The organism is Leptospira stimsonii (assembly GCF_003545885.1).
GTDB classification, from domain to species: Bacteria; Spirochaetota; Leptospiria; order Leptospirales; family Leptospiraceae; genus Leptospira; species Leptospira stimsonii.
The window spans coordinates 47,949-63,788 of the sequence record NZ_QHCT01000009.1 but is presented as its reverse complement, the minus strand read 5'-3'; the positions used below and the strand labels follow the sequence as shown (position 1 = coordinate 63,788).

Sequence of the window (15,840 nt, the reverse complement as noted above, 5' to 3'; positions counted from 1 at the left end):
ATTTCCGATAGAATTCACTAAGATTCTTCCATTGGTTATTGCTTCTTTCTTTTTTTCAAGGATGTATTCCGGATCGTTTTTAAAAGATAAAAAACGGTTCTTTTGGAATTTAGGAATCCGAAATCAATTGATTTTAGTCCTATAGAAGACAACTTGAATCCATTTCCTTACGAACCAATATGAATCTTGAAATCACAAAAATCGATCCGAACAGTACGGAGCTTCCCTTAGAACTCCTGCTTTCCGCCGATCCTTCTATAGAACTCGTGAATGAATATTTGAAACGAGGAATTTGTTATGTAGCCCGCTCGAAAACGGAAACGGTTGGAATTTACGTATTGATTTACACTCGACCGGAAACGATGGAGTTGGTCAACGTAGCGGTCGAAGAGAGATTTCAAGGAAAGGGAATCGGCAAAAGCTTGGTCCTTCACGCGATTTCAAAAGCGAAGGAGTTGAAAATGAAAGTACTGGAGATCGGAACCGGGAATTCGAGTCTTTCCCAATTGGCGCTCTATCAAAAATGTGGATTTAGAATTTCAGGTATCGATCGGGATTTTTTCTTAAAACACTATGCGGAACCGATCTATGAAAATGGAATCCGGTGCACGGATATGATTCGACTCAGCTTGGATCTCTGATTAGGATTCTTCCAGCTTGAGTAATTCCGTTTCAAGGCGATCTATGAATTTCTTGTTACCGGTCAACCCGTAGAGTTGCATGGCACCTTGATAAAGAAATAAAACCTTTTCCGAATATTCAATCGCGGTTTTAGAATCTAAATTTTTCTTTTTCTTCCAGACGGTTTGTTGGAAATAGACGCCGAAACTTTTGTTCCAACGATCCAGTGATTCGAGCACCCTTTTTCTCAATTCGGGTTCATCGTGTGTTTGATTTGAAAAATTGGCGAGCGGGCATCCGAAACGATAGGTAGTCTTCAATCCTCTTTTTAAAAATCGAACCCAGGCCGGAACAAAATCCGCATACTTCGGATATTTTCTCATCATTAATTCCGCCAATCCCAGGATTTCCTCTTCTTGAAATTCCACATAACTTAATCCGAGATCTTTTTTAGAAGGGAAGTAACGGTATAAACTTTTTTTAAAAGCGCCGGCGTCGCTTAATATTTCGTTGATTCCCGTGTTTGTATAACCTCTTTCATAGAAGAGTTTAACGGCGGATTTTAGAATTCGATCCTTTGCCTGATCCGATTTTACCAGAGGGTTTATCATTGTTTCCTTATATTCTCGAAATTCATTTTCGCTTCGAAGTGAGAATCAAAAAGCTTTCAAGATCGTTTCTTTGCAGAAAGGTTTGTGCTGTTCCTCGTCTGGAAGAGGATTCTTTGATTCTTGGGAACGGAATTCCCACTGAAAATTTCGCTTAGAGAAATCTCGTCTAAAATAAAAATTTATTGTATCAGGAGAAACTATAAAATGGTAGACAAAATTGTCTACCATTTTATAGGATAATTAGAGATAGAACAATCGGTCTACCTGAGGAGTTTTTATGGATACCCTGGAAAAAGAAAAAGGTCACGAAACGCAGATCAAACTTTTTACTCATACATTAAAGGTCAGATGGGTGGATTTGGATGAAAACGGACACGTCAATAACGGAATCTATCAGAGTTATTTTGACGAGGCTCGTAGAGCGGCATTCGAAGAATCGGGATTGGATATGAACGATCTCCGGAGTCGTCGGATCGGTCCGGTGATTTTGAAAGCCGAATTGGAATACAAGGCGGAGCTTAAATATCCAGAAATCGTAAAACTTTCAACACGATTTGAAGCTCAGAAGGGGAGTCGAGTTCTTGTCATTCAAGATCTTTATCGGGAATCCGACGGCGCGCTCATTTGTTCCGCTAAATTTTACGGTTTGTTTATGGATTTAAATAGAATGCGTCCTTATAAAGTATCGGAGGAAGAGGCGAGTAAGCTGGCAAGCCATTCGGTTTGAACATTTCAAAAAGAATCCGTTCCGTTTTTTAGTTGGAATTGATATATAGCTAATTCGAAACGATTTCTTTTCGGAATTGTTTAAAAACGATTCGCTTGTTTTATGCCGATTTCGATCAGGGTTGGGAAAGGATCGAGCCGATTCGGATTACTTTCTTTCCTCGCCCGTAACGATTCTTTTATTATTTCTTAGAATATTCCATTTATGGAATGTAAGAAGAATTCCACCAAGGATCAAGTATTCTAAAAAGCGGATTCCTAAGATTTTCGGCAATGGGATTTGAGTTTTTTCTTTTCCATCGGAAGTGGAACAAGTAAAAACCTGAGTCATATCCGTTCTTTCCGGAAGAGGATGACTTACTTGGACCGTCCTCACTGGCCTTGTCCCATCCTGACAGACCAATTGTAATGGGAGATTGTAAAGGTAGTTCCCCGGCTGATCGATTGCGACGCCCATCAAAGAAAAGAAAACGATAAAGATTGCGTTCGCCGGCGGACCGAATTGAGACTTCGCAGAGGATCGGGCGCCGAAAAAACCACCGATTAGCAGGAGAAAACTTGCAAAACCTTCTACTTTGGAAATCGCGTTGATCAGTAAAATCGGAGCGAGAATGATCGCCCCTAATCCGGATAGAATGATAAAAATCCAACCAATGGTGCCTAACTTTCCAAATTTTTGAAAAATAGAACTGGCGGAGTCGATCGTTTTCACGTTGGGTCCTTTTCTATTTCCGCATTGTGCACAGTTTTGTAAGTCGATTGGATTTTTGTATTCGCAGTGATGGCAGATCCATTTCATCCGGTTTATTTTGAGAATCCATTTTAACGTTCGTATGACACGCGCAAGATCTTTTCTGGAAGGACTTCGGGAATTCTCCCCCTTTGAAAATAATAAATGCAAGTTATCATCTGCGGTCAATTTGCAAATCCATATCTGTTTTCTTTAGATATGATTCAAAAGATTCTTACCTTAGCGCTCGTTTTTCTGATAGGTTCTGGCTGTAACCAGAAGAAGAGTGAGTTAGAAGATTTACTTCCATTCTTATTGCTCATCCAACCGGACCGAGCGGAGAATTATGATCGTGACGTGGAGATCGTTACTCATACGGAAATGTCCGGCTCGATTACCTGCAATACAACGTATGCACAAGAAGATGTGGATCATTATTCGATCCTTTTGCGGGCTCAAATAGCAAAATATCCACGTGGTTATTGGATTAAGGCAAAGGTAGAGCGGGTGATACTTTGCTCGAATTTATCCGTCGGCGGTATGGCTATTGGAGGAACAATGGATCCTTTTGCCAACAGAATTTATTTGAATGTAAATTCTGGAATTGCGGATGGGACTTTGGACAATTATCTAGTTCGGTCCATCCATCACGAGATGACTCATAACTTTGATTTTGCATTGCGTGGTTTATTGATGGACGTTCATTCTGATTGGGTAGCGCTCAATTCGGTCGGCTATGCAACAAACGTGGATTGGGCTTCTCCGGCTTTGCTTCAGTTTAACAATCCGGTTCCCGGATTTGTCACAATGTACGCAACCTCCAATGTTGCCGAGGATTATGCGGAAGTAAGTTCCGGACTGATGGGTCCTCAATCAAATTATGAATCTCTAATGCAAATTTGTCAAACGGACCCGGTAGTAGGGGCGAAAGTTAGATTGATGATTTCGGATATGAAACGATTTTGGCCTTTCCCTAAAACAGAGGGAACATATTGGAAAAATCAGTTAGAGATGACTTTTTGTCCATGAAAGGCTTTCGTTTCTCACTTTTATCATTGCAGTCGAAACTGAATCTTCGTTCCCTATCGAATCACATAAGAAATGAAGTCTTGACAATCCGTTTGTGACGAATTCGTTCCGTTCCGTGTATGGAAGACGAGGATTAAGATTGAAATCCGAAATCGGTTTTTAAGAGATGGGTCCTTGGGTTAGTACAAATATATTAAAATGAACTGACAATTTAGAAAATATATCCGAATTAAATTAAAGAAGAATCGATTCTAGTGTATAAGAATATTCTATAATTCTAAAATAAATTTATTCGATAAGGGAGCCGAATCGTTCTCGACTTTCACGGACCAATTCTTCCGCCAATTGGGACAAACCGGGCCGAATGGATTTCTTATGACAAAGAAAGAATTTTCTTTCGGCTATAAGTTCTTGGATCGGAATCATTCTTAGTTTGGAGGAAAGGCTGTATTCGGATAAAAATCCGATTCCAAGACCTGCCTCTACACTTTTGATTACCGATTCCACACTTCTGAGTTCCATTCCGATTTTAGGTCGAAACTCTTTGCCTAAAGATCGTATTTTTTTCTCGACTGCTTTTCGAATTGCGGATGCAGGATGAAAGAATACAAAAGATTCCTCTTTGATGTCCTTGAGAGTTTGTTTTTTCTTTTGAAAGATGGGATGGTTTTTGGGTGCAACGGGAACAATTCTATCCGAAAGAAATTCCCTGGAAATGAGTCCGTGCTCGTCGACAGGACCGGTAAGAATACCCAAATCCACTTCGTTTAATAAAATCGCCTCTTTTGTTTCCAAAGAATCTCCTTCTCTTACCGAAAGAACCAGATCGGGATGATCCTTTTTTATTTTTTTTAGAATCTCAGGAAGAATCCATGCAGAAACGGTGCCTCCTGCGGAAATCGAAAATTCTCCGGAGAGTTCTTTGCCTGGTTCTTTCATTCCGGATCTTAATTCGTCCCACAATTCTTTCATCCTCACCGCGTAGGTCAGGAATATTTCTCCTTCGTGAGTCAGTCTGATTTGCCTCGGGCCTCGTTCGAAGACGAGAGAGCCTAATTCTTTTTCTAAAAGAAAAATTTGGCGTGAAAGCGCCGGTTGTGTCAGTCCCAGTTTTGACGCGGCTTTTTGAAATGTTCCTGCGTCTCGAATTTCCAAGAAGTATCTTATCTGTCTGAATTCCATTCCATAATCAATGTATAACTTTTAGTTATAATGTCAATCAATCCTATTTATTTGCATTATGCATTTGTTTCTGCTATCGTTTTTATCGGAGGCAGTTATGGCTGGAAAAACATTGTATGATAAAATTTGGGACGCAAGAGTTGTCGCAAAAGACGGGGAGGAGGATATTCTTTACGTCGACAGGCATCTTTTGCACGAAGTCACTTCGCCGCAGGCATTTACGGCTCTTAGGGAAAAGGGAAGAACGGTTCGGAAGAGAGAAAAAACTCTTGCGATCATGGATCATAACGTTTCAACGAGAAATCGGGAATGGGACGGTGCGGGACCCATTTCAAAAAAACAAATGGAACTTCTTTCCGAAAATTGTATGGATTTCGATATCGAGCTTTTGGATATAAATCATCCCGATCAAGGAATCGTTCATGTGGTCGGTCCAGAGATGGGACTTACGTTACCCGGAACAGTCATTGCATGCGGAGATTCGCATACTTCCACGCACGGCGCATTCGGAGCGTTTGCTCTCGGTATTGGAACGAGCGAGATCGAACACGTCTTGGCAACGCAGACGATTCGTTTAAAAAAATCAAAGAATCTTTTGGTTCGTATAGAAGGGAAATTTCCAGCGGATGTCACAGCAAAGGACGTAGCGCTTTTTCTGATCGGAAAGATCGGTACGAACGGAGGTCAAGGATACGTTATTGAATATTCCGGCGAAGCGGTTCGCGGACTTTCCATGGAAGGGAGGATGACCCTCTGTAATCTTTGTATCGAGGCCGGGGCGCGAGCCGGTATGATTGCGCCGGATGAGACCACGTTCGAATATTTGAAGGGAAGAGATTATGCTCCGAAGGGAGCAGAGTATATAAAAAAAGTAGAATATTGGAAAACTTTAAAATCGGATTCAAACGCGGTTTTCGATAAAACGATTGACTTGAATGCAAGCGATGTTTCTCCGATGGTTACCTGGGGAACCAATCCGGGGCAGGTCGTCCCGGTGACATCTTCGGTTCCCAATCTGGATTCTTTTCCAGATCAGGAAGCCAAGACTGCCGCGCGCAGATCCTTGGAATATATGGGTTTGTATTCGGGACAATCGATGCGTTCAGTCGGAGTAGATAAAGTATTTATCGGATCTTGTACGAACGCACGCATAGAAGACATCAGAAGGGCGGCTCAAGTTGCAAGAGGAAAGAAGGTTTCGGTTAACGTGCAGGCGATCGTAGTTCCCGGATCTGGGAGAGTGAAACGTCAGGCGGAAGCGGAAGGGTTGGATCGTATTCTTATGGATGCGGGTTTTGAATGGAGATTACCGGGTTGTTCAATGTGTCTTGGCATGAATGACGATTTTCTGAAACCGGGAGAACGGTCCGCTTCTACTTCCAATCGGAATTTTGAAGGAAGGCAAGGAAGAGGAGGAAGAACCCACCTCGTCAGTCCTGAAAGCGCTGTCGTCGCGGCTATCTTGGGTAGATTCGGAACTATCTCAGAATTAACGGAGGAAAAAAGATGAGTCATTCATGGAAACGACACAAGGGAATTGCGGTTCCGCTTTATAGAAAAGATATCGATACGGATCAGATTCTACCAAAACAATTTATGAAGAAGGTAGAACGTACGGGATTCGGCAAACATCTTTTCCATAATTGGAGATACTTGGACGAACACGGAGAAATGGAAAATCCAGCTTTCGTATTCAATGAAATGAGATACCGAAACGCTTCTGTTTTGATCTCGGGTGAGAATTTCGGGTGCGGATCCAGCAGAGAACACGCGCCGTGGGCTTTATCCGATTTTGGATTTCGTGCGATCATCGCACCGTCTTTTGCGGATATATTCTTCGGAAATTGCGCAAAGAATGGAATCGCTCTGATCAAATTGTCCCTTAAGGAAGTGGAAGAGATCTTGGCTTACGTAGAGGGAAAGGAAGGTGCGGAAATTGAGGTCGATTTAGAAACGTTAGTCCTCGTTGCCGGAGTAATAAAATATAACTTTAAACTTTCTGAATCTTTAACGGAAAGAATCAAAAACGGCTGGGACGACATCGATCTTACCATGAAATTCTTACCAAAAATTGAAGAATTTGAATCTTCTCTCTTTTAGAAATTCAGGAACCTTTCGCATTTTTTATCGGATGCGGAAGGATTCTTACGCTATCTCAATCGGAAAAGAAAAAAATCGTACTCTATTTTTGTAAAAGAAAGAGAACCTGTTTTGAAAAGAGAGGTCTTACTTTGCTTTTCAAGCTCTATGTTTTGCAATAGTGAACACTGTCCGGTTTGTGAAAGAGGAGTGATATGTCATTTTATAAAAGCATTCTTTGAGTAAGTGGAAACTCTTTTATTTTTCTATAATATCGAATCTACTTCTATCAAATTGATAAATCGAAAAAAACGAGTTGAGTCCTTTTTTTGGATTATAAAAATTTGATTATCATGAAAGCCAAAGATTTAGCGAAAACCCTCGGGTTGGAATTAAAAGGAAACGGCGAGCAGGAAATCATCGGCGTCGGCGATATCGAAAATCATTCTCCTGTTCAAGCGGATAAAATATATTATTTCGAAGCGAAGAAATATCTCAGCTCGAACCCAAAAGCAAAGCAGGTTCAGATGGCGTTGACGATTGCCCCCTTAGCCTCGGAATTTCCTTCCGCCTTGATTGTCCCCGAGGGAGAAGCGAGATTAAAATTTATCGAGTTACTTTCTCTTTATGAGAAAAAACCGAAGTTTGCATCTTCGATTTCCGAGAAGGCAAGTATTCATCCGAGTGCAAAGATCGGGAAGAACGTTACGATCATGGATTTTGCGGTGATTCAAGAGAATGCAGAGATCGGAGATGGATGTCAAATTTTTCCCAACGTTGTCATCGAAAGCGGCGTGAAGATCGGCGAGGGAACGATTCTTAAATCAGGGGTGATCGTCGCCTACAATTGTATATTAGGAAAACAAAATCTAATTCATCCGAACACCGTGATCGGCGCCGATGGTTTCGGTTTTTATGATAAGGCCGGCGTTCGTTATAAGGTTCCTCAAATTGGAATTTCTGTTATCGGAGATTACGTCGAGATGGGCGCTTGTTGCACCGTAGATCGCGCGACGATTGAAACAACTTCGGTCGGGAACCACACAAAATTCGACGATCATGTTCATATCGCTCACAACTGTAGAGTTGGAAACTACGTGTATATAGCCGGTGGAACCGTTCTTGCCGGCTCCGTCACACTGGAAGACGGAGTCATCATGGGCGGACAAGCCGCTGTCGCGGAGGGAATCACTATGAGGAAGGGTTCGATTCTGATGGGAATGTCCGGACTCACCGAAGACAGCACCGAAAAAGTAGCGTATTTCGGAATTCCCGCCAAACCCGCGTTAGAGATGCATCGAATTCATTCTTCCATGTCGAAGTTACCCGAGCTCGTGAAAGAATATCGAACTCGAAACAAAGGCTGATGCAACTTTTCCTTTAACAAAAACCATCTTCTTGAATCGGAAGCTCGTTTTCGTTAAATCGAAGAATACAGAAGTTAGGATTGTATCTGATTTTCAATTTCCGAGATTGGTAAAAGGGGCTACTCCTTTATGCAATCCGCCACTAGCACAAAATTCTATTTCTTATTGGTGATCTCCATGGTTTCTTGGGGTTTCGCTTGGCCTTCCGCGAAATTAATCGTTGCCGATCAACATCCAAACGTAATTATTTTCTGGAGATTCTTAGCCACCGCGGTTTCCTTGTTTCCCGTCGTTCTCTGGAGAAAGGAATCCTTTCGTTTACCGAGTTATCGAATTTTTTTACAAGTGGGCATCGGTGGAATCCTTTATACGGTCTACAACCAGTTCTTTTTTCTGGGACTGAATAACGGACTGGCCGGAGCGGGCGGAGTGCTCGTGACTACGATGAATCCAATTTTTACTTACGTTCTCGTTCATTCGTTTCAAAGAAAATTGCCGGCGGGTAGGGAAGCGGTCGGTCTGGTTCTGGGACTTGTGGGGGGTTGTATCCTTCTTCAGATTTGGAATTTGAATTGGAATTCTCTATTTCAATCGGGAAATATTTTCTTTCTCCTTTGCGCGTTTAGCTGGGCGTTCTTGAGTATGAATAGTCATAGCACGGGTCAGACCATTTCTCCTTTAGTCTATAGCTTTTATGTATTTTCGATCGGAACGGTTCTTGATTTTTTTCTCGCAATTCCCTACGGAGTTACAAAGGCACTTTCGGCAAGTGCCGGATTTTGGATTCAAATTCTTTATCTTGCCGTGATATCGACTACGTTCGGAACGACCGTTTATTTTTTTGCCTCTTCGAAGTTGGGTTCTAGGGTCGCGAGTTCTTTTATCTTTCTCGTTCCGGTTACGGCGCTTCTGGGGAGTTGGATTTTCTTGGGCGAAATTCCGAGTTACACGACCATAGTCGGAGGTTCGTTTGCGGTTCTCGCCGTTTTTCTTTTAAACCGAAGTAAGCCGGAAGAAAAAAAGATCGAGTCTTGAGAACCGGTTTCTCTGCCGCGAGATATTCTTATAAATAGCAAGGAACAAAAATAAAAAGGTGAATTCTTTCCACTTTTTAGGCGGTTTTTTGCCCGGAGAAACGAATCGATCCCGATTGTGGAATGCACGTTGTTTGAAAGTCATCCCCCATTTCCTCTTCGAAAATAGAAAGTGCAGGATTTTTGGGTTCAGGAAAGAAATTCCAACTTGAATCTTTTTTGTTTAAGATAAGAATCGGGAATCTTTGGAATGAAATCGTTTCAAAAAATTTAAATTAGGAAAACTTAATTTAATATGATCCCTGTCTTCGAAGCGATTGCACTTAACCCCAACGACTCTGATAGTAATGATTTCCGGAAGGTGCGATTTCAAAACCTTCCGGATGTTCGACGACGAGGCTGGATTCTTTGAGATCTTCCAAATGAGGTCTCAATTGATGCGCGGATTTTGCAGTGTTTACTTCCAGATCCCCCATTGTGATCATTCTTCCTGATTGAGAAGCGTGATAGATATCCTGAAAGATTTGTGTGGAGAGGGGATTCATAACGAAGCGAGCCATCCCTACCTTTCGAGTGTAACTCGCCTCGTGTCAAAGCGTTTTTATTTTTCCAAGCAGAAACCGGAATATTTTTTCAAAGAATCTTCCGCCTGGATCGCGGAATCCATATCCCCCAAAAAACGATAGATCTCGATTACGGACTGGATACTGGTCACCGCCTGACATGTCTTTCCGATTCTAAATTCCGCAATCGATTTCAAATACAACGTAAGCGCATATTCCTTACTTTCTTTTTCTCCTAGTCGATCTTGGATCGACAACGATTGATCGTAGAAACTGATTGCGGTTTTGTAATCCCGAAATTTCTGCTTGATTGCGCCTAACGTGCTAAGTTTTGTCGCGAGTTGTTTCAGATTCTCCGGAGAATACCGGTTCCATTCTTCCTCGATTTTAAGGATCTCGGATTTTGCGAAGTTCTCTTCCGAAGAAAATGCCTTCTCTTCTTTTTGTTCCACGGAATACTGAATTTTTGAGGGAGCTTTCGTTTCTTTACGAATCGAATTCTCCGTCTTTTGTTTTTGAGCTTTGGTTTCTTCCGAAGATTCTTCAAAATAAACGAATCGGCTTTCGGATTCTTCGGAGAACAAGGGTTCTTCGAGAAAAGCGAGAAGAAGAATCGTAAAAGAAATCCTCTTTGTGTTCGGTTTCATCTTACTGATTAGAATGCAAGATCCGAGAAGAATTGCAAGGGTCCTGTTTCATTTTCGCGTTAGCGATTGCAAAGAGATGTTAAGAATGTATTAGAATTCGAATTTTTTTTCCGATTTTGTTTGCCTGAGCGGAAACAGAAATTCTCTCCTCATTTCTGTTTTAGTTTTTTTATATAATCCGTCTATTTTCCAAGAAAAAGAATGGAAAAGGAATCTTCTCTAGTGGATAATCGTGAGCCTATGCGCAAAAAAAGCCACATGCCTGAAACAAGAAATCCAACCGAATTGGAAGAGTTTCTTTCGAAAGAAATGGAAAACCCGGCGTTCGACGAATGGCTCACCGAGCTCGCGGATAAGGCGATCGAAAACGATAAGTTTGTGTGGAGTTTTTTGTACCAGGTGATGAGGGATGCGGATTCCGGAAGACTTTCCTGGGGTTATCATAAGAGGCTTCTTTCCGGAGTGGTTCAGATTCTTTCCAGGGTCGGAGATAGTCGCGCGTATCGGGCCATCATCAATTACGTAAAATCATTGGACCGTCAGATTCCGATCGGAGCCTTGGAATTGATCACGGACTTGCTTCCTTCCTTTAAAGAAGTAGACGCGGACGAGATTTTAAAAATCGCCGCGACGCCGGATCCTCTCAAATCCGCATTTGGGATTCTCGCTCTTTTTCAGTTGATCGTTCAGGATAAACTTCCTTCGGATCGTGTCGAAGAGACGAAAACGTTTCTCAAAGGTTATAAGAATTACGCCTATTATCTCGAGTCCGTCATCGAACAAGCGTTGGACCATTTAGAGAACGAAGATTCCAATATCCTTACTTTTTTTGAAGGAATCGCCGTTTAATCAAATCGTCGCCTTTCGAATCTCTTTCGAATAGTTTAGAATCAGAATCGGGTCTTCTGTAAGTCTCGATTCTTTTTTATTTTAAGGGAATTGAATTTCGGTTTAAAAAGAATTCGACCGGATTTCGAGTTTTCTTTATCCTTTGCAAAAACATTCAAGAATATTAGGAGAATAGAATGAATCTTGCGCTGAAGGTGGTTCAATTTTTAAATCGGTTTTCGATTCTATATCGAATTGGCGGCGTCGGTCTGAGCGCCTTCGTCATTTTCGGAATTGCCGTTCCGGATATGAAGTTTCATTCCGCAAAAGATCATAAAACGGAATTTACTTTTGTGGAATTCGTTTCCACACCTGCGGATCGGATTCCGAGATATATCAAGATCAAAGACGGTGTGGTTCCCGCCAATAACTACGTGATCTCCACTAAAAAAGACCGACTCCAACACATTACGTATCCTGTCGCCACTCTCGATCAAGCCGGATCGAAACACGTGAAGGTGATCGTGAAAGACAGCGCCGTGACTCAGGAAGAATTGGATAACGGGACCTATTTTTCTTCTCCCGAATTCGCGATCGAGGGAAGGTTCAACGATACATCCTTGGATAGCGAGTCCGAAAAAATTTATAAGGACATGGGTTATGTTCTGGATACTCCGATCTATTTGATCGAAAGAGGAAGCGAGCCGCTTGGTTTTTTTCCAGCCTTGGGTCTTGCAATTCTCGCATTGATTTTCGGAATTTTCGCGGCGGCTTCTTTATTGCCGGAATCCGTTTTATCAAGATTTCTTCCACAATAGACTTAAAGAGTCTCGGAACGAAACTGTGATTCCAGAAATTCGGAGAAGCGAAGAATTCGTTTCGGAGCTTTTTCTCCGGAAGGAAATAAAAGACAAACCGATGTTTCGGCCTTCCAATGGAGATTTGTAAAGATCCTCTTTAGTTTTCCAGTTTCGACTTGTTCTTCTACGTCCCAAAAAGATCGAAAAAGAATTCCGGATCCTCCCCGTGCCACGTATTCCACGAGGAAGGATCCGTTGTTGGATCGGATGCCTCTTTCTCCCGATATTTCGGAGATCTTTTTTTTCAACTCGGGAATTCTTACATTGGCTTGTTCGTCGACGAAAAGAATGGAATGATTTTCCAAATCGGAAAGACGGGAAGGAGTTCCTACTTTTTCTAGATAGCTCGGAGAGGCGACTGCGACGATCCGATTGGGTAAAAGAATTTTACAACGTTCTCCCCGAATCGGTTTCATGATTCGAATTCCCAGATCGAAACGATCTTCGATCAGATTGAATTTTTCGTTTCCGAATACCACTTCCAATTGGATCTCCGGGTGTTGATTTTGAAAGTTCGCGATCATGTTCGGTAAGACTCGAGTCGCAAACGGAGCGGGTGCGGTGATTCTTATTTTTCCCTTGAGTTCTTTTTCGAAAGCGGCTTCCTTTTCCGCCGTTCGAAGTTCGGAAAGAATTTTCTCGTTTCGAAGTCTGAATCGATTTCCTGCATCCGTGAGTCGAATCGTTCTTGTCGTTCTTTCAAAGAGTGTGACTTTGAGCACTCTTTCCAGCCTCGAGATTCTTTTACTGATCGTTGGAAGCGAGGCCCCGGTTCTTCTCGCCGCCTTTGCAAAATTCCCCTCCGCACAAACCGCTTCGAACAACTCGAGATCCAAAATACTTTCGATATTCATTCTTTCCATTTTAGAAAGAATCTCTTTCAAATTCAAGCCATTGTAGAAAGAATGAATCCGGGTTAGAATCTTCCCAAAAGAGAAAGGAGAATGTTTTTATGAAAGCGATGATCATCCGTCGTTTCGGCGGCCCAGAAGTTTTTGAGGAAGGGGAGGTTGCGAAACCGAAACTTCTTCCGGGTCATGTTCTTATCAAAGTCAAGGCCACGAGCGTCAATCCGGTGGATTATAAAATTCGAAAGTTCGGACCTCCGATTGCGCCGGCGTTTCCTGCGGTTCTTCACGGGGACGTTTCCGGAATCGTCGAGGAGGTTGCGGATAACGTTTCCGCTTGGAAAAAGGGAGACGAGGTCTTCGGCTGTGTGGGAGGTCTTGTAGGAACCGGGGGCGCTTTGGCGGAATACATTCTCGCGGATGAACGATTGATCGCCCTAAAACCGAAAAATCTGAACTTTGTGGAATCGGCGGTTCTGCCTCTGGTTTCCATCACGGCTTGGGAAGGTCTTTTCGAAAAAGGGAATCTCCAAGCTGGAAATAAGATTTTGATTACCGGTGGAGCAGGGGGTGTCGGTCATATCGCGGTGCAACTTGCCCGTTGGGCCGGAGCGAGAGTTTTTGCGACAGTAACGGAACCGGTGAAACGGGAACTCGTCTTAAAACTCGGCGCGGAGGCTGTGAGCGGAAGATCGGAATCTGAGATTCAAAAAAGAGCTCTCGAGCAGTTCGGTTCTTCCGATTTCGATCTTGCTTTGGACACGGGTGGAGGAAGCGGTTTTGAAACGGCGATCGCAATGGTAAAGAGAAAGGGAAAAGCGATTACAATCAACGCCTCTGGAACATTCGACTTAGGGAAGGCGCATTCGAAAAGTTTGGACTTAGCGGTCGTCTTTATGTTGATTCCTCTTTTGCACAATGAAGGAAGAGAAAAACACGGATTGATTTTGAAAGAAATTTCCAGACTTGCGGAGGCAGAGATTCTGAAACCGGTCGTGGACCCGGAAATTTTTTCTTGGAGAAAAATCGGAGAGGCTCATAAAAAATTGGAAGAGGGAAGAAGTTTCGGAAAGATCGCGGTTGTCATCGATTGAATCGTTTTGCATTCCGTTGAGAGAGTAAGAATGCGATCGGATGAATCGAAAAACGATTGAAGCAAAACTGCATTCGGATTTAAACTCTTCTCGAGAAGGTATCATCCATGCAACCGAAACTTTTGATTCTATTTTTCATTCTTGGGATTTTGTTTCCGATCGCAGGCACGTTTGCGAAAGGAAGTTTTTACGATTTTAAGGTAAAGGACATTAAGGGGAATGAAGTCCCTCTCTCAAAGTATAAAGGAAAAGTCGTCCTGGTCGTGAATGTCGCTTCGAAATGCGGGTATACGTATCAGTACGATCATCTTGAGAAGGTTTATAAAAAATACAAGGATCAAGGATTTGTGGTCGTAGGCTTTCCCGCGAACAATTTCGGAAGTCAAGAACCTGGTTCGGACAAAGAGATCGAAACGTTTTGTAGAATTCAAAAAGGAGCGAGCTTCGATATGATGTCCAAGATTTCCGTAAAAGGAAAGGACCAACATCCGCTCTATCAATATCTTACTCAGAATTCTCCGAACCCAGGAGACGTTCAGTGGAATTTCGAAAAGATTCTCATTTCCAAGGACGGGAAGATCGAAGCGCGTTATCTTTCGGCGGTAGAGCCGGATAGCGTTGAAGTCGCTCAAAAAATCGAATCCCTTTTGAAATAAGCGGTTTTTTTGAAAACAAAAGTAAACTTTCAGAGCGGGGTTTTGGGTTCGATTCTTCTTGTGTTAAGTTTTTTTTCCGTCTTTTCGGAAGAAGTTTCGAAGACGGAAGGACTTCCGCCACAGCCCGAGATCATCCAAAAAGGATCTACTTCGACGAACGTCGATCCCGAAGTGATTTTTAATTCATTCAAAAATTATGATATTTTAATCTTTGGCGAAGAACACGACGATACTGTCGGCCACAAAATCCGGTTGGATTGGTTTAAAAAAATATCCGCTTCGAACGAAGTCGTTCTTTCTATGGAGATGTTGGAGCGAGATCAACAGAAAACCTTGGACGAATACCTGAACGGGCAGATCGGTGAAAAGGCGTTTCTCAATTCTCTCAAACTCTGGCCCAATCATCTTAGGGATTATCATCCATTCTTACAATACGCAAAGGAACGGAAAATTCCCGTGATCGCTTCCAACGTTCCGAGAAAATACGTGAATTTGGTTTCTTCTTCGGGGTTGGAAACTTTGTTTCCGTTGCGTTCGGTCTTTTTACCTCCGAAATATCTGATTCGAAAATTCTCTCAAGAAGGATATGAGACCAAGATCAAGAACACGCTTCAAGGTCATCCCGGCGCGAATTCCGATGATGCAATGTTACGAAGATTTATCGACGCGCAATATCTTTGGGATACGGGGATGGCCGACGCGATCGCAAACGCGTTTTTGACCCGTGGTAAAAAGGTAGTTCATATCAACGGAAGATTTCATAGCGACGACGGTTTCGGGGTGACTCATCGTCTTCGGGAGCTCGGTTTTCAGGTTCTCACCGTTTCCATGTTTCCGCTCGGAGTCGAAGAACCGATTCCCCCTGGAGCCGTTTCCGGGAACGATTTCACCGTCGTTACGGAAAGGAAAGAAAAAGAGAATTAAGTGCTTGTCTGGATCTTGAAGATCCTCCGACAATTAAGAGG

At 42.6% G+C, this 15,840-nt stretch carries 18 protein-coding genes; 12 read left to right on the top strand and 6 right to left on the bottom strand.

The window, feature by feature from the left end; genetic code table 11:
- Positions 1 to 179 precede the first annotated feature (179 nt).
- Positions 180 to 641, top strand: coding sequence for a GNAT family N-acetyltransferase (locus DLM75_RS21325; protein ID WP_118970527.1), 462 nt, complete (start codon positions 180 to 182; stop codon positions 639 to 641).
- Here DLM75_RS21325 and DLM75_RS21320 read toward each other — a convergent pair whose 3' ends face one another.
- Complete coding sequence (locus DLM75_RS21320; protein WP_118970526.1) at positions 642 to 1,232, bottom strand: TetR/AcrR family transcriptional regulator; 591 nt, start codon at positions 1,230 to 1,232, stop codon at positions 642 to 644.
- Positions 1,233 to 1,509: 277 nt separating this feature from the next.
- On the opposite strand from DLM75_RS21320, the gene DLM75_RS21315 reads away from it, so the two are divergent.
- Positions 1,510 to 1,959, top strand: coding sequence for an acyl-CoA thioesterase (locus DLM75_RS21315; protein ID WP_118970525.1), 450 nt, complete (start codon positions 1,510 to 1,512; stop codon positions 1,957 to 1,959).
- Between the two features lie 147 nt (positions 1,960 to 2,106).
- Here DLM75_RS21315 and DLM75_RS21310 read toward each other — a convergent pair whose 3' ends face one another.
- Positions 2,107 to 2,757, bottom strand: a complete 651-nt coding sequence (locus DLM75_RS21310; RefSeq protein ID WP_147456679.1) for a zinc finger Ran-binding domain-containing protein — start codon at positions 2,755 to 2,757, stop codon at positions 2,107 to 2,109.
- Positions 2,758 to 2,853: 96 nt separating this feature from the next.
- Here DLM75_RS21310 and DLM75_RS21305 point away from each other — a divergent pair, with 96 nt between their 5' ends.
- On the top strand, positions 2,854 to 3,717 hold the full coding sequence (locus DLM75_RS21305) for an LIC13305 family lipoprotein (protein WP_118970523.1): 864 nt from the start codon (positions 2,854 to 2,856) through the stop codon (positions 3,715 to 3,717).
- Between the two features lie 288 nt (positions 3,718 to 4,005).
- On the opposite strand, the gene DLM75_RS21300 is transcribed toward DLM75_RS21305, so the two are convergent.
- On the bottom strand, positions 4,006 to 4,899 hold the full coding sequence (locus DLM75_RS21300; RefSeq protein ID WP_118970522.1) for a LysR family transcriptional regulator: 894 nt from the start codon (positions 4,897 to 4,899) through the stop codon (positions 4,006 to 4,008).
- Between the two features lie 97 nt (positions 4,900 to 4,996).
- Between DLM75_RS21300 and leuC the strand changes: the two genes are divergently transcribed.
- The 4 genes from leuC (at position 4,997) to DLM75_RS21280 (ending at position 9,380) form a co-directional block, all read left to right on the top strand.
- Positions 4,997 to 6,409, top strand: a complete 1,413-nt coding sequence (gene leuC, locus DLM75_RS21295) for a 3-isopropylmalate dehydratase large subunit (RefSeq protein WP_118970521.1) — start codon at positions 4,997 to 4,999, stop codon at positions 6,407 to 6,409.
- On the top strand, positions 6,406 to 6,999 hold the full coding sequence (gene leuD, locus DLM75_RS21290; protein ID WP_118970520.1) for a 3-isopropylmalate dehydratase small subunit: 594 nt from the start codon (positions 6,406 to 6,408) through the stop codon (positions 6,997 to 6,999). The genes leuC and leuD overlap by 4 nt, the downstream gene beginning before the upstream one ends.
- Before the next feature lie 332 nt (positions 7,000 to 7,331).
- Entirely contained in the window at positions 7,332 to 8,345 is a 1,014-nt protein-coding gene (lpxD, locus tag DLM75_RS21285; protein WP_118970566.1) for a UDP-3-O-(3-hydroxymyristoyl)glucosamine N-acyltransferase, read from the top strand.
- Between the two features lie 129 nt (positions 8,346 to 8,474).
- Positions 8,475 to 9,380, top strand: a complete 906-nt coding sequence (locus DLM75_RS21280) for a DMT family transporter (RefSeq protein ID WP_118970519.1) — start codon at positions 8,475 to 8,477, stop codon at positions 9,378 to 9,380.
- Positions 9,381 to 9,702: 322 nt separating this feature from the next.
- On the opposite strand, the gene DLM75_RS21275 is transcribed toward DLM75_RS21280, so the two are convergent.
- Positions 9,703 to 9,924, bottom strand: a complete 222-nt coding sequence (locus DLM75_RS21275; protein WP_118970565.1) for a hypothetical protein — start codon at positions 9,922 to 9,924, stop codon at positions 9,703 to 9,705.
- Positions 9,925 to 9,980: 56 nt separating this feature from the next.
- Entirely contained in the window at positions 9,981 to 10,394 is a 414-nt protein-coding gene (locus DLM75_RS21270) for a tetratricopeptide repeat protein (RefSeq protein ID WP_429945554.1), read from the bottom strand.
- Positions 10,395 to 10,829: 435 nt separating this feature from the next.
- On the opposite strand from DLM75_RS21270, the gene DLM75_RS21265 reads away from it, so the two are divergent.
- Both DLM75_RS21265 and DLM75_RS21260 read left to right on the top strand, forming a co-directional pair.
- The gene (locus DLM75_RS21265; RefSeq protein ID WP_118970564.1) at positions 10,830 to 11,438 is read left to right on the top strand and encodes a hypothetical protein; all 609 of its coding nucleotides are present in this window, start codon (positions 10,830 to 10,832) and stop codon (positions 11,436 to 11,438) included.
- 176 nt (positions 11,439 to 11,614) lie between these two features.
- Positions 11,615 to 12,235, top strand: a complete 621-nt coding sequence (locus DLM75_RS21260) for a hypothetical protein (protein WP_118970517.1) — start codon at positions 11,615 to 11,617, stop codon at positions 12,233 to 12,235.
- 2 nt (positions 12,236 to 12,237) lie between these two features.
- Here the strand turns inward: DLM75_RS21260 and DLM75_RS21255 are convergent, their stop codons facing one another.
- Positions 12,238 to 13,131, bottom strand: coding sequence for a LysR family transcriptional regulator (locus tag DLM75_RS21255; RefSeq protein WP_158586501.1), 894 nt, complete (start codon positions 13,129 to 13,131; stop codon positions 12,238 to 12,240).
- Between the two features lie 98 nt (positions 13,132 to 13,229).
- On the opposite strand from DLM75_RS21255, the gene DLM75_RS21250 reads away from it, so the two are divergent.
- The 3 genes from DLM75_RS21250 to DLM75_RS21240 all read left to right on the top strand — a co-directional run bounded on the left by DLM75_RS21250 (position 13,230) and on the right by DLM75_RS21240 (position 15,799).
- Positions 13,230 to 14,219, top strand: a complete 990-nt coding sequence (locus DLM75_RS21250) for a zinc-dependent alcohol dehydrogenase family protein (RefSeq protein WP_118970515.1) — start codon at positions 13,230 to 13,232, stop codon at positions 14,217 to 14,219.
- Positions 14,220 to 14,326: 107 nt separating this feature from the next.
- On the top strand, positions 14,327 to 14,875 hold the full coding sequence (locus DLM75_RS21245) for a glutathione peroxidase (protein WP_118970514.1): 549 nt from the start codon (positions 14,327 to 14,329) through the stop codon (positions 14,873 to 14,875).
- A gap of 51 nt (positions 14,876 to 14,926) precedes the next feature.
- On the top strand, positions 14,927 to 15,799 hold the full coding sequence (locus tag DLM75_RS21240) for a ChaN family lipoprotein (protein WP_429945553.1): 873 nt from the start codon (positions 14,927 to 14,929) through the stop codon (positions 15,797 to 15,799).
- The last annotated feature ends 41 nt before the right edge of the window (positions 15,800 to 15,840 follow it).